General features: G+C 64.1%; 8 protein-coding genes. 3 read left to right on the top strand and 5 right to left on the bottom strand.

The window, feature by feature from the left end; all coding sequences use genetic code 11:
• Window positions 1–302 precede the first annotated feature (302 nt).
• Window positions 303–938: a hypothetical protein gene (locus P0D73_RS07425; protein WP_408430612.1), complete on the bottom strand. Its 636-nt coding sequence runs from the start codon at window positions 936–938 to the stop codon at window positions 303–305.
• A gap of 490 nt (window positions 939–1,428) precedes the next feature.
• Between P0D73_RS07425 and P0D73_RS07420 the strand changes: the two genes are divergently transcribed.
• Both P0D73_RS07420 and P0D73_RS07415 read left to right on the top strand, forming a co-directional pair.
• On the top strand, window positions 1,429–3,930 hold the full coding sequence (locus tag P0D73_RS07420) for a penicillin-binding protein 1A (protein WP_408430609.1): 2,502 nt from the start codon (window positions 1,429–1,431) through the stop codon (window positions 3,928–3,930).
• Between the two features lie 403 nt (window positions 3,931–4,333).
• Window positions 4,334–5,212 (top strand): lipid A biosynthesis lauroyl acyltransferase, encoded by an 879-nt coding sequence (locus P0D73_RS07415; protein ID WP_459252072.1) that lies wholly within the window; start codon window positions 4,334–4,336, stop codon window positions 5,210–5,212.
• 361 nt (window positions 5,213–5,573) lie between these two features.
• Here the strand turns inward: P0D73_RS07415 and P0D73_RS07410 are convergent, their stop codons facing one another.
• Genes P0D73_RS07410 through P0D73_RS07400 form a run of 3 tightly spaced genes read right to left on the bottom strand, consistent with a single transcriptional unit; the run spans window position 5,574 to window position 11,361 of the window.
• The gene (locus P0D73_RS07410; RefSeq protein ID WP_408430606.1) at window positions 5,574–7,073 is read right to left on the bottom strand and encodes an efflux transporter outer membrane subunit; all 1,500 of its coding nucleotides are present in this window, start codon (window positions 7,071–7,073) and stop codon (window positions 5,574–5,576) included.
• Between the two features lie 2 nt (window positions 7,074–7,075).
• A complete protein-coding gene (locus P0D73_RS07405; RefSeq protein WP_408430603.1) occupies window positions 7,076–10,213 on the bottom strand; it encodes an efflux RND transporter permease subunit in 3,138 nt (1,045 codons plus the stop codon).
• Window positions 10,210–11,361: an efflux RND transporter periplasmic adaptor subunit gene (locus P0D73_RS07400; protein ID WP_408430838.1), complete on the bottom strand. Its 1,152-nt coding sequence runs from the start codon at window positions 11,359–11,361 to the stop codon at window positions 10,210–10,212. Before P0D73_RS07400 ends, P0D73_RS07405 begins: the two co-directional genes overlap by 4 nt.
• Window positions 11,362–11,579: 218 nt before the next feature.
• Here P0D73_RS07400 and P0D73_RS07395 point away from each other — a divergent pair, with 218 nt between their 5' ends.
• On the top strand, window positions 11,580–12,197 hold the full coding sequence (locus P0D73_RS07395; protein WP_408310870.1) for a TetR/AcrR family transcriptional regulator: 618 nt from the start codon (window positions 11,580–11,582) through the stop codon (window positions 12,195–12,197).
• A gap of 18 nt (window positions 12,198–12,215) precedes the next feature.
• Here P0D73_RS07395 and P0D73_RS07390 read toward each other — a convergent pair whose 3' ends face one another.
• Window positions 12,216–12,428, bottom strand: a complete 213-nt coding sequence (locus P0D73_RS07390; RefSeq protein WP_132374209.1) for a hypothetical protein — start codon at window positions 12,426–12,428, stop codon at window positions 12,216–12,218.
• Between the last annotated feature and the right edge of the window lie 127 nt (window positions 12,429–12,555).

The raw sequence follows: 12,555 nt of genomic DNA, 5'->3' as shown, positions 1-12,555 counted from the left end.
TGACAAGTTGGCCAACTTTGCGCGCGGCAAGTGTCGCTGGCGTGAATGGACGCGGTGCGTGTGCGCCGTGTTTGCGTCCGTTGTCACCGCAAGCGAGTCGGGCTGAATACGTCCAGTAGCCGTGCATTCAACGACACTAAAGACGCCTATGCCGACGGTATTTTCAATGCGCAACAGCCGCTGCCAATCGCTCGGTGAATGCCAAGCTTGCAATGCCGAAAGCTCGCGCATTTTGAATGACGCCGATGTAACGATATGCAACGCGTCGCCACACGTCGTGCGATATGCGGCGCACGTGCCCACTACGCGAAACGGCCGCCTTTTGTGCTCGGATCGCCGAGCGGATCGTCGTCGTCGCGTGGGGTGTCGAGGCGCGGGCGTTTGAGCACGCCGCGCAATTGCGCTTCCGGATCGGTTTGCTGGGGCGTGGATCCTTCCGCCGAAGCTGCTTCGGCCGCTGCCATGCGCGCGACGGCTTCGGCGGTTGCCGCGGCTTCCTCGTCGATGCCGGCGGCGAGGGCAGCGGCCAGACCTGCCGGCAACAACGGCGCGAGTTCAGCCTCTGCTTGCCGTGCTGGCGCACCCGGCAACACGTTCGCAGCCGGCGCCGGCGCATTGGAACCCGCCGCGCTATCCGCGGACGCCCCTGTCGCGCGGTCGCCGCGCGTTTGTAAAGCCGGCGGCAATGCGGCGCGCGCATGCCGCGTGCCGCGCGCGACCCGTTGCAGCGCGGCGTCGAGCGCGTCCGGCGCGCGGGGCGCGCGCAACCGGTCGACGATGCTCGCCGCTTTCACCTGCTCGCTGGTTGCGCCGAAGCTCAACACCGCGCGGCGCATCAGCTCGCTGACGCTAATCCCCAGATTCTCGGCGGTGGAAGTGATCGCGCGTTTCTGCGCGGTTGTGACGAATACGACGATGCGTTCGCTGGGCTTGTTCATAGTCGGCTCGCATACTTGTTGGCATGGGCGGTTCAAAGCGTGCATTTGGCGGACGCCGTGGCGCGAGCGGGTGTTAGCGCGCGCCGAGTCCATCATATGACGAGTAGCCCCGATGCGGAACGGGCGCGACATGAAAATCCCGTGACATCAATGAGTTGTAGCGTTTGCGGGCGGCTTGTCCACAGGCCTTTCAACATTTTCTGTGTATAACTCCGGCCACGTGGAAAACGCTCGCAAGACTGCCCGGAACTACAGACTCCTTTCGCGCGAAGGGAATTCTTACAAAAAAACTAACTTGGACCGCGCGTGATTTCTTTTAAAATGCGCTGTTACGTTGCGCCGGGCCCGGTCCAGGCGCGCCGTGCGGCCGGCCGGGGGCAAAGGGCCGTGCGGTGGTTTGCGCCTCAGGCTACGATGCTCGATCACGATCCATGTGTGCGCCAGGAGCGCATGCAGAAAGGCGTTCAGTCATGCGCCCACTACTCCAGTCATGCCAATCATCAAACGACCGCATTCATCCAATTCTCCGTCTGGTGAAGACCGGGATTCCTACCAACGCACTCCAGGACGCAATGCAGCTTCGCGCGACGCCGAGGCCGGCCGCCGTTCCCTCGGCGCGACCATTGCCGTCTGGTTCGCGAGCCTGCTTGCGACCATCGCGGTGGTGGGCGCGCTGATCGTCGGCTATGCGCTGGTGGTGATGGGGCCGCAACTGCCGTCGCTCGACGCGCTGACCGACTATCGTCCGAAGGTGCCGCTGCGGGTCTATACCGCCGACCATGTGCTGATCGGCGAATTCGGCGAGGAGCGGCGCAGTCTCGTGCGCTTCCAGGACATTCCCGATCAGATGAAAAAAGCGGTGCTCGCGATCGAAGACTATCGCTTCTACGAGCACGGCGGCGTCGACTTCCTGGGCATTCTGCGCGCCGGTTTTGCCGACCTCGCGCACGGCGGCGCGTCGCAGGGCGCGAGCACGATCACCATGCAGGTGGCGCGCAACTTCTTCCTTTCGAGCGAGAAGACCTACACGCGCAAGATCTACGAAATGCTGCTCGCGTACAAGATCGAGCGCGCGCTGACCAAGGATCAGATTCTCGAGCTGTACATGAACCAGATTTATCTGGGCGAGCGCGCCTATGGTTTCGCGGCGGCCGCGCGCGTGTACTTCGGCAAGGATCTGAAAGACATCACGCTGGCGGAATCGGCGATGCTGGCCGGCTTGCCGAAGGCGCCGTCCGCGTATAACCCGGTGGTCAATCCGAAGCGCGCGAAGATCCGTCAGGAGTACATTCTGCGGCGCATGCTCGAGCTGAGATACATCAGCCAGGATCAGTACGATCAGGCCGTGAAGGAAGAGATTCACACCAAGAATCCGGGCAACGAATATAGCGTGCATGCCGAGTACATCGCCGAAATGGTCCGGCAGATGATGTACGCGCAGTACAAGGACGAAACCTATACGCGCGGCCTGAACGTCACCACCACGATCGACTCCGCCGATCAGGACGCCGCCTATCGCGCGGTGCGCAAGGGCGTGATGGATTACGAGCGGCGCCACGGCTATCGCGGGCCGGAAGGTTTCGTGCAACTGCCCGCGCCGGGCGACGACCGCGATCAGACCATCGACGACGCGCTCACCGATCACCCCGACAACGGCGAGATCATCGCCGCCGTGGTGACGGACGCGAGTCCGAAGCAGGTCAAGGCTCAACTGGTGGACGGCACGCAGGTGACGATCAGCGGCGACGGTCTGCGCTTCGTGGCGGGCGGGTTGAGCGCGCGCGCCACGGCGGCCACGAAGATCAAGCCAGGCTCGATCGTGCGTCTGGTTGCCGACGACAAGGGCAACTGGCAGATCACGCAATTGCCGCAGGTGGAAGGCGCGCTGGTGTCGCTCACGCCGCAGGACGGCGCGATTCGCGCGCTAGTGGGCGGCTTCGACTTCAACAAGAACAAGTTCAACCACGTCACGCAGGCGTGGCGTCAGCCGGGTTCCAGTTTCAAGCCGTTCATCTATTCGGCCGCGCTCGACAAGGGTCTCGGACCGGCCACGATCATCAACGACGCGCCGCTGTATTTCCCGTCGAGCACGCCGGGCGGCGACGCGTGGGAGCCGAAGGACGACGACCAGCCGGACGGTCCGATGCCGCTGCGTCTCGCGTTGCAGAAGTCGAAGAACCTCGTGTCGATCCGTATTCTGTCGTTCATCGGCACCAAGTACGCGCAAGACTTCGTCACGCAGCGTTTCGGTTTCGACGCCGACAAGACTCCGCCGTATCTGCCGATGGCGCTCGGTGCGGGCCTCGTCACGCCACTGCAGTCGGCGGGCGCGTATTCGGTGTTCGCAAACGGCGGCTTCCGGATCAATCCGTATCTGATCAACGAGGTGACCGACGCGCGCGGCGAACCGCTCTCCAAAGCGCAGCCGCTGACCGCTGGACGCGATGCGCCGCGTACACTCGAACCGCGTAACGCGTACATCATGAACAGCCTGCTGCATTCGGTGGCGACGGCCGGCACGGGCGCGGGCACCAACGCGCTGCATCGTTCGGACTTGCAGGGCAAGACGGGTACGACCAACGACGCGAAGGACGGCTGGTTCGCTGGTTATCAGCAGTCGCTCGTGGCAGTGGCCTGGATGGGTTATGACCAGCCGAAGAGCCTCGGCAGCCGCGAATTCGGCGCGCAGCTGGCGTTGCCGATCTGGGTGGAATACATGCAGCGCGCGTTGCGCGGAGTGCCGCAAGGCGAACCGGCGCAGCCGGACGGCGTGACCTCGGTCGACGGCGAGCTGTTCTATACCGACATGACGCCGGGCAATGGTTTCGTGGCCAGCATCGGTCTGGATTCCGCGAATCCGACCGCCGGCGTGAGCGATGCGGTCGGCGGCGTGGGCCCGGCGGGCATGACTCCGCCGGCGGTGCCGCCGCCGAGTGTCTCGTCGAACGAGAAGAAGCAAATCATGGATCTGTTCGAATCGAACAAGCCGTGATGTTCTCCAGGGGATACCCTTGGAAAGCAACGGAGATTTGCGGGCCGTGTGAGTCTTGCGGCCCCGCCCACGCAAGGTTTTGAAAGAGCAGGAAAGCGCCGCCCGGTGCGGTTTTCGCGCCGCTTGTCGGGTGGGCCACCCAGCAGATTGTGTGCCCGGCATGCGCGGTGTGTTCTAATCACACCGGCGGTGCTTTTATCAAGGGTCCTGAAGGACGCCTGATCCCTAACCGGTTTCGGTCTCCAGCACCACTGCATCTCGCCTCGAGCGAGACGTCCATTCTCGAACCCCCGCGCCGCGCGAGACCCGGTATGACGCGCGCGCATGCCACTTCGTCCGCTGGCAATGTTGAGGTTGCCGCGGCCGACGTGTTTGCCATCCAGCATCCACCGGGTCCCGCCTTGTGAAAAGTCGAATCCTGATCTGTCTGATGACAGGTCTGCTGCGCGCATTTGCCTTTCTGCCGTATAGCGTTGTCGCGCGAATCGGCAGCGGTATCGGCGCGTTGCTGTACCGCATTCCCAGCACGCGCCGGCGTGTCGTGCATACCAATCTGAAGCTGTGTTTCCCGGACATGAGCGACGAGGCGCGCGAACGTCTGGCGCGCGCGCACTTCTGTCACGTGATTCGCAGTTATGTCGAGCGCGGGCCGCAATGGTTCGGCAATGCGCAGGCGCTGGCACGCCTCGTCGAAGTGGAGAGCGCGATCGATCTGTCCGACATGGCGGGTCAGCCGACAATTTTCGTCGGCTTCCATTTCGTCGGTATCGAGGCGGGCTGCATGATGTACTCGACGCGGCATCCGGTCGCTTCGCTCTATACGCCGATGTCGAATCTCCTGCTCGACGCGATGGCCAAGCGGCAGCGCGGCCGCTTCGGCACGGAGATGATTCCACGCAGCGATAGCGTGCGGCGAGCGTTGCGCGTGCTGCGCGACGGCAAGCCGGTGATGCTGGCCGCGGACATGGATTTCGGCTTGCGGGATTCGGTGTTCGTGCCGTTCTTCGGCGTGCCGGCCTGCACGCTGACCTCCGTCTCGCGGATGGCGCGCGCGGCGAATGCGCGGGTAGTGCCGTTCGTGACAGAAGTGCTGCCGGATTATCGCGGGTACAAGCTGAGCATCTTCGAAGCGCTAAGCGATTTCCCGTCCGACGACGTGGCCGTCGACGCGCGGCGCATCACCGAATTTCTCGAGACGCAGGTGCGACGGATTCCTGATCAATATTATTGGGTGCACAAGCGGTTCAAGAATCGGCCGGCGGGTGAGGCGAGTGTTTATTGATGCGGGGCGGCGAGGGCGCATGGTTGAAGCCGGCGCGGCGCTCCCCAAGGAGCCGGCTGGAAAGCTTTCCATGCGATCGTCAGCTTAACGGCTCGCACCCTCGACCGGTCCACGACTTCTTCTTGCGGGGCTGATATGTGCGAGGCAGCAGGAATCAACTGGCAGGGGAATAACGTTGAAGCATCTCAGTGGCTTTATCCCGAGAAAGACCGCCCTGCAGCGCCCGCTGGTTCATTCCGTACCGTCAGCACAATTCCCCGTGAGTTCAAGGTGTTAGTCAGCTTGTCAGATAGTTTTCAACAGCCTCATCAACAAAAAGTGGGGATAAGTCCGCAGTGAACTGCACAGGAATCCAGCTTGACTATTCGGCAACGCTCGCCTTCGCCGCTGGAACCGCCGAAACCGTCGCCGACTCAACCGGCGGATTCCCCATCGCCTGAAACAACGCCGCCGTATCCGTCAGACGCGCGCTCGTATAGCGGATCTCATCGAGTTGCGCGTTGCGCAACTGCTGCTCGCTCGAACGCGCCGACGCGATCGGCAACGCACCCAACCGATAACGCCCCGAGGTTTCGTCGAAGATGCCTTGCGCCGAGCGCGCAGCAATATTCGCGGCGTCCAGCGCCTGCGAGTCGTGTTCGAGCGCGGCGAGCGTGTCGGCGACGTTCTGGAACGCGGTCAGCACCGTCTGCTTGTACTGCGAGACCGTGGCGTCATACGTGTCGATCGCCGCGCGCCGTTGCGCGAACAGGGCGCCGCCATGAAACAGCGGCTGCGACAGCGACGCACCGATACTCCAGATCGCGCCCGCGCCCGAGAGCGCCACCGGCCAGCTAAAGCCGCCCTGGCCCATCGACGCACTGAGCGACAGGCTTGGGAACATCTGCGCGGTGGCGACGCCGACGTCGGCAGCCGCGGCTTTCAAGGCGGCATCGGCGGCCTGAATGTCGGGACGCGCGCGCAGCAGTTCCGATGGCACCACGACGGGCACCTGCTCAGGCACATGCAGTTGCGCGAGTTCGAGATCGTCCGGCGCGGCGTCCGGTGTGCGGCCGAGCAGCACCGCCAACGCGTGGCGCGTGGTCAGCCATTGCTGCTTCAGGCCCGGCAAGCTCGCGGACAGACTGGCCGCGCTTTGTTGCGCGTTCAACTGATCGGCATGCGAGACCGCGCCTAATGCATAGCGCCGCTGCGTGTCGCGCGCCTGATCGTTGGCGATCGTCACGAGCCGTTCGGTCGTCTCGATCTGCGCATGCAGCGCGGCACTGGTGATCGCCGCGGTCACGATATTGGCGGCCAGCGCGCGACGCGCGGCGTCGAATTGATACGCCTGAACGTTGACGCGCGCGGCGAGCGCCGCGTCGGCCAGCCGCGCCGCGCCGAACAGGTCGAACGTATAGTGCGCCTGCAATTGACCGACGAAGACGTTGTACAGAAACGTGTTCGGCCCGATCTCGGGAATCGCCAGCGCGCGATTGCGCGTCACCTGGCCACCGGCGTCGATGGTCGGCAACATCGAGCTGCCGATCTGCGCGCGCAACTGCTCACGCGCGGCGGCGAGGCTCTTGTCCGTCGCCGCGAGCGTCGGACTATTGCGCAAGCCTTCATCGACGAGCGCGTTCAGCGCGTCCGATCGATACAGCTTCCACCATTCGGGCACCGGCTTCGCGCCGAGCACGAACTGTTGCGTGATGCCTTGTGCGGGCACGGTTTGCGTCGGTTGATCCTGAGCGCCATAGTGCGCGGGTTGCGGCATCGCGGGCGGCTCGCCGCTCGGTCCGAACGAACAAGCGGCAAGCGCGCATGCCATGCCGGTGAGCGCGGCGATGCGCGGGTATCGGGAGAGTGCGAAGGTGGCCATGCTCAATTCCCCGTATGCGTCGCGCCGGACGCGGACGGTGTCTGCGGCTCGCGTTCATCGACACGCACGCGGAACGACGCGGCGTACAGTGCGGGCAGATAGAACAGTGTGAGGATCGTGGCGCTCGTAATGCCGCCCATCAGCGCGGTGGCCATCGGGCCGAAGAAGTTCGAGCGCAACAGCGGAATCAGCGCGAGCACGGCGGCCGCCGCGGTCAGCGTAATGGGCCGGAACCGCCGCACGGTCGCCCCGACGATCGCATCGAAGCGCTTATGCCCCGCGGCAATGTCCTGCTCGATCTGATCGACCAGAATCACCGAGTTGCGCATGATGATGCCGAACATCGCGATCACGCCGAGCATCGCGACAAAGCCGAACGGCTGGCCGAACAGCAGCAGCGTGAGCACCACGCCGATCAGCCCGAGCGGCGCGGTTAGCACGACCATCAGCACGCGCGCGAAGCTTTGCAACTGGACCATCAACAGCGTGAGCACGGCGATGATCATGATCGGCATCTGCGCATTGATCGACGTCTGGCCTTTGCCGCTTTCCTCGACCGAGCCGCCGATTTCGATCCGGTAGCCGACCGGCAGAGTAGCGCGAATCTGGCTCAGCGCTTTGTCCACCGCATGCGTGACGTCGATGCCTTGCGCGCCGGGCGCGACGTCGGACTGCACGGTGATGGTCGGCTGACGGTCGCGTTCCCAGATCACGCCGTATTCGAGGTCGTTGCGCAAATGGCCGAGCGTACCGAGCGGCACGGGACCGTTCGGCGTGGGCATGGCCAGCGTGACGAGCTGCGCGGGGTCGACGCGTTCGGCCTTCGGCGCGCGCAGATCGACGCTGATCAGTTTGTCGCGTTCGCGGTACTGCGTGACCGTGTAGCCGGAGAGCGTCATCGCAAGGAAGCTCGAAATGTCGTCGGAGCTCACGCCGAGTTCGCGCGCTTTTTTCTGATCGACTTCGAAACGCACCGAGCGCTCGGCGGGTTCGTCCCAATCGAACTGGACGTTGCTGGTGCCGCGGTCCGCACGCATGGTCGCGGCTACGCGATCGGCGATCGACCGCACGGTCGCGATATCGTCGCCGCTCACGCGGAACTGCACCGGATAGCCAACCGGCGGCCCGTTCTCGAGGCGCGACAGACGCGTGCGAATCGCCGGGAAGTGGTTGCGCAATTCCGGTCCGAGCCATTGCGCGAGTTTTTCGCGATCCTTCACCGACTTCGCCGTGATCACGAACTGCGCGAAATTCGGCTGCGGCAATTGTTGATCGAGCGGCAGATAGAAACGCGGTGCGCCGGTGCCCACGAAGTCGACCGTATGATCGATTTCCGGACGGCCCACCAGTGCTTTTTCGAGCCGCTCGGCCTCACGCAAGGTAGCTTCGAACGACGCGCCTTCGGGCAGCCGCACATCCACCAGCAACTCGGGACGGTCCGAACTCGGGAAGAACTGCTGCGGCACCAGCGTGAAACCCGCCATGGCCAGCACGAACAGCACGACGGTGATCGCCAGCACGACGAAGCGCCGCTCGATGCACCAGCCGACCCAGCCGCGCAGGCGCCGGTAAAAACGCGTGTCGTAAATGTCGTGCTCGTGATCGTCGGGCAGATGTGCTTCGTGCGCCTCGCGTTTGCGCTCGGGCAGCAGGTGATAGCCGAGCAGCGGAATCAGCACAACCGCGGCGAGCCACGAGGCGATCAGCGCGATCGCCGACACTTCGAAGATCGAGCGCGTGTATTCGCCGGTGCTCGACTTGGCCAACGCGATTGGCAGAAAGCCGGAGACGGTGACGAGCGTGCCGGTCAGCATCGGAAACGCGGTGCTGGTGTACGCATAGGCCGCCGCGCGCGTGCGGTTCCAGCCTTGCTCCAGCTTCACCGACATCATCTCGACCGCGATGATCGCGTCGTCGACGAGCAGTCCCAAGGCGAGCACCAGCGTGCCGAGCGACACCTTGTGCAGGCCGATATCGAACAGATACATGCACAGCGCGGTGACGGCGAGCACCACCGGGATCGAAATCACGACCACCATGCCGGTGCGCACGCCGAGCGAAACCAGGCTCACCACCAGTACGATCGCCACCGCTTCGGCGACGGCTTCGAGAAAGTCGTCGACCGAATGCGCGACCGCGTCCGGCATGCTCGACACTTCGACCAGTTGCAAGCCGGCGGGCAGTGCACGGCGCAACTGCACCATCTGTTGATCGAGCGCCTTGCCGAGGCGGATCACGTCGCCGCCCGGCTGCATCGTCACGCCGATGCCGAGCACGGCCTTGCCGCCGGCGCGCATTTGCGTGGCGACGGGGTCGTCGTAGCCGCGTTTGATCGTGGCGATGTCGCCGAGACGGAACGAGCGGTTGTTGATGCGGATCAGCGTGTCGGCGAGCGCGTTGACGTCCTTGAACTGGCCGGTGGGGCGCACGAACACGCGGTCGTCCGTGGTGGTCAGCGTGCCGGCCTGCGACACGCTGTTCTGCGAATTGATGGCCTGGCCGAGCTGCTGCGGCGAGATCCCGAGGCGCGTGAGTTGCGTGTTGGCGATCTCGATGTAGATGTGCTGATCCGGGTCGCCGAAATAATCGACCTTGCCGACGCCCGGCACGCGCAGCAGCACCGTGCGCAACTGGTCCGCGTAGTCGTGCAGTTGCGCGGGAGAAAAGCCGTCGCCTTCGAGCGTGTAGATGTTGGTGTAGACGTCGCCGAATTCGTCGTTGAAGAACGGGCCTTGAATACCTTGCGGCAGCGTCGCCGCAATGTCGCCGACTTTCTTGCGCACCTGATACCAGGTCTCGGGCACGTCCTTGACCGGCGCCGAGTCCTTCATGGAGAAGAACATCAGCGATTCGCCGGGGCGCGAGTAGCTGCGCACGAAATCGATGGCGGGCGTCTCCTGCAATTTGCGGCCGATGCGGTCCGTGACCTGTTCCTGCATCTGGCGCGCGGTGGCGCCCGGCCAGAAGGTGCGGATCACCATCACGCGGAACGTGAAGGGCGGGTCTTCGGATTGCGCGAGCCGCGTATAGGCGAGGATGCCGAAGGCGGTCGCGAGCGCGATCAGGAAAACGACCAGCGCCTGGTGGCGCAGCGCCCATGCGGACAGGTTGAAGCGTCCTTCTTCATGCGTGGTGCTCATGAAGCGAAGTCCTCGGGATGCAGCGGTGCGATCGCGCGGACTTTTTCGCCGGCGCTCACCGTATGCACGCCTTGCAGCACGACGCGTTCGCCGTCCTTGAGGCCTTGGCCGATCACGATGGTGCGTTCGTTGTAACGCGTGACGGTCACGCGGCGCAGTTCCAGCGCGTTATCCGCGGCGCGCACGATCCACACGGCGGGTTGCGTGCCGTCGTGGAACAGCGCGGTGGCGGGCACGGTGAACGAGCCGTGCCGAGTAGCCGAGGCGTTAGCTTGCGCGGCGAGTTCGATATCGGCGGTCATGCCGAGGCGCACGTCCGGGCCGGGATTCTCGAGCGTGAGTTTGGCGCGATAGGTGCGGCTTTGCGGGTCGGCGGCGGGCGACAGTTCGCGCACGCGCGCGCTGAACTTGCGTCCCGGCAGCGCGGCGAGCGTGACGTTGGCGGTTTGCCCGACCGAGAGCGCGGCGAGCGCGCTTTCCGGCACGTCGCACATCACGTCGATGTCGCCGCTCCACGCGAGGTTGTAGACGGCCTGGCCCGCGGAGACGTTCTGGCCGGTGTCGGCCTGTTCGGCGGTAATCACGCCGGCGTGATCGGCGGCGAGCGTGGTGTATTGCAACTGGTCTTTCGACAACGCCGCCTGCTGCGCGGCCTGATCGCGCTGCGCGACGGCGGATGCGTACGCATTGGTCGTCTGCTCGAGTTGCGCGGGCGCGATCAGGTTTTCTTTGGCCTGTGCCTGATCGCGATCGAGTTGCTGCTTCGCATACACGAGAGCATGTTGCGCGGCGGCGAGCTGCGCCTGCGCGCTCGCGGCATTCTTCTGCGCGTCCGCCGGATCGAGCCGGGCGACGATCTGTCCGTTCTTCACGACATCGCCGAGACGCACGCGACGCTCGACGATCTTGCCGCCGACGCGAAACGACAGCGGCGTCGAATAGCGCGCCTGCACCTCGCCGGGCAAGGACGCCGCCTGCATGGCGCTGCCGTCCGCACGCACGGCGACGGCCACCACCGGACGCGGCTCGGGCGCCGCGGCTTCTTTCTTCGAACACGCGGCCAGCGTGACGACGCCGGCCAGAACCAGCACGAATGCGGCGCGGCGCAGGCGCGCGCGATGACGATACCGATGGGACTGCGGACGCAGCGCGAACGATGCGGGAAGACCGGGACGCTTCACAATTACCCCAACTCGAGACAGCGAACGAACAGGGCAAGCCGCAGCGGCCCGCCAGCGAAGACGCGCTGGCCGTTCATGCAATTGGCATACGCGACTGATTCAGAATGACGATGTGCATTCTAATACACACCTGTATTTGAATGTTGAGGTGAATTGGAATTCTTTTCAGTGCTAGACTTGCGCCCATGAAACGGCAACGACTGACACGCGAGCAGAGCAAGGACCAGACGCGCGAGCGTCTGCTCGACGCTGCGCAAGCGATTTTTATGAAGAAAGGCTTTGTCGCGGCGAGTGTCGAGGACATCGCCGGGGCGGCGGGCTATACGCGTGGCGCGTTCTATTCGAACTTCCGCAGCAAGAGCGAGTTGTTTCTCGAACTACTGCGGCGCGACCACGAGATCATGCAGGCGGGGCTGCAGGCCATTTTCGCGAGCGCGGCATCGCGTGAGGAAGCGGAGGAGCGCGTGCTGCGCTACTACAGCAACCTGCATCGCGAGAACAAGTGTTTCCTGCTGTGGGTGGAGGCGAAGCTGCTCGCGGTGCGCGACGGCCGCTTCCGGATCCGCTTTAACGCATTCGTGCACGAGAAGCTCGAGCAAATGAGCGCGTATATTCGCGAGTTTTCGGCGCGAGTCGGCACGCCGATGCTGATGCCGCCGGAGACGCTGGCGATCGGCTTGATGGGGTTGTGCGACGGCGTGCAGTTCTTCTACACGGTCGACCCGCAGAACGTCCCGGCGGAGATGGCTGAAACGGTGCTGGCGGGATTTTTCGCGCGCGTGGTGTTCGGGCGCAACGCGTAAGCGCGTTGAAACGCGCGATCAGTTGGTCGGCAACTGGGTGCAGGCGTCGGCAACCGGCGTCGCGCACACGTACGAATACTGACCGCTGTAGCGCAGCACTTCTTTGCCCACGTGCAGGACCACCTTGATATCCGGGCAGCGTTCATAAGCGATGAAGGCCGAACAGGCCGCGGCGGACCAGCAGACCAGCGAGAACGCGATTTTTTCGAAAAGCTGAAAACGGTGTGTCATAGCGATAGCGATTGATTACTTTCGGGCGCTATGTTACCAGAATACTAGGGTTTATACCTAGTCGAAATTCGCAATAATGCTCGCAATAAATCCCGCCATACGTCCGCGAAGGTGACGGGAACGCCTC

Source organism: Paraburkholderia sp. RL18-101-BIB-B (assembly GCF_046026985.1).
Lineage (GTDB): Bacteria > Pseudomonadota > Gammaproteobacteria > Burkholderiales > Burkholderiaceae > Paraburkholderia.
The sequence above is the reverse complement of the archived record's forward strand: the minus strand, read 5'-3'. Positions and strand labels throughout refer to the sequence as shown.

What these genes read in the sequence shown, in the direction of transcription:
- P0D73_RS07425 (WP_408430612.1), bottom strand. Translation starts at nt 938, where the DNA reads ATGAACAAGCCCAGCGAACGCATCGTCGTATTCGTCACAACCGCGCAG.
- P0D73_RS07420 (WP_408430609.1), top strand. Translation starts at nt 1,429, where the DNA reads ATGCCAATCATCAAACGACCGCATTCATCCAATTCTCCGTCTGGTGAA.
- P0D73_RS07410 (WP_408430606.1), bottom strand. Translation starts at nt 7,073, where the DNA reads ATGGCCACCTTCGCACTCTCCCGATACCCGCGCATCGCCGCGCTCACC.
- P0D73_RS07405 (WP_408430603.1), bottom strand. Translation starts at nt 10,213, where the DNA reads ATGAGCACCACGCATGAAGAAGGACGCTTCAACCTGTCCGCATGGGCG.
- P0D73_RS07395 (WP_408310870.1), top strand. Translation starts at nt 11,580, where the DNA reads ATGAAACGGCAACGACTGACACGCGAGCAGAGCAAGGACCAGACGCGC.
- P0D73_RS07390 (WP_132374209.1), bottom strand. Translation starts at nt 12,428, where the DNA reads ATGACACACCGTTTTCAGCTTTTCGAAAAAATCGCGTTCTCGCTGGTC.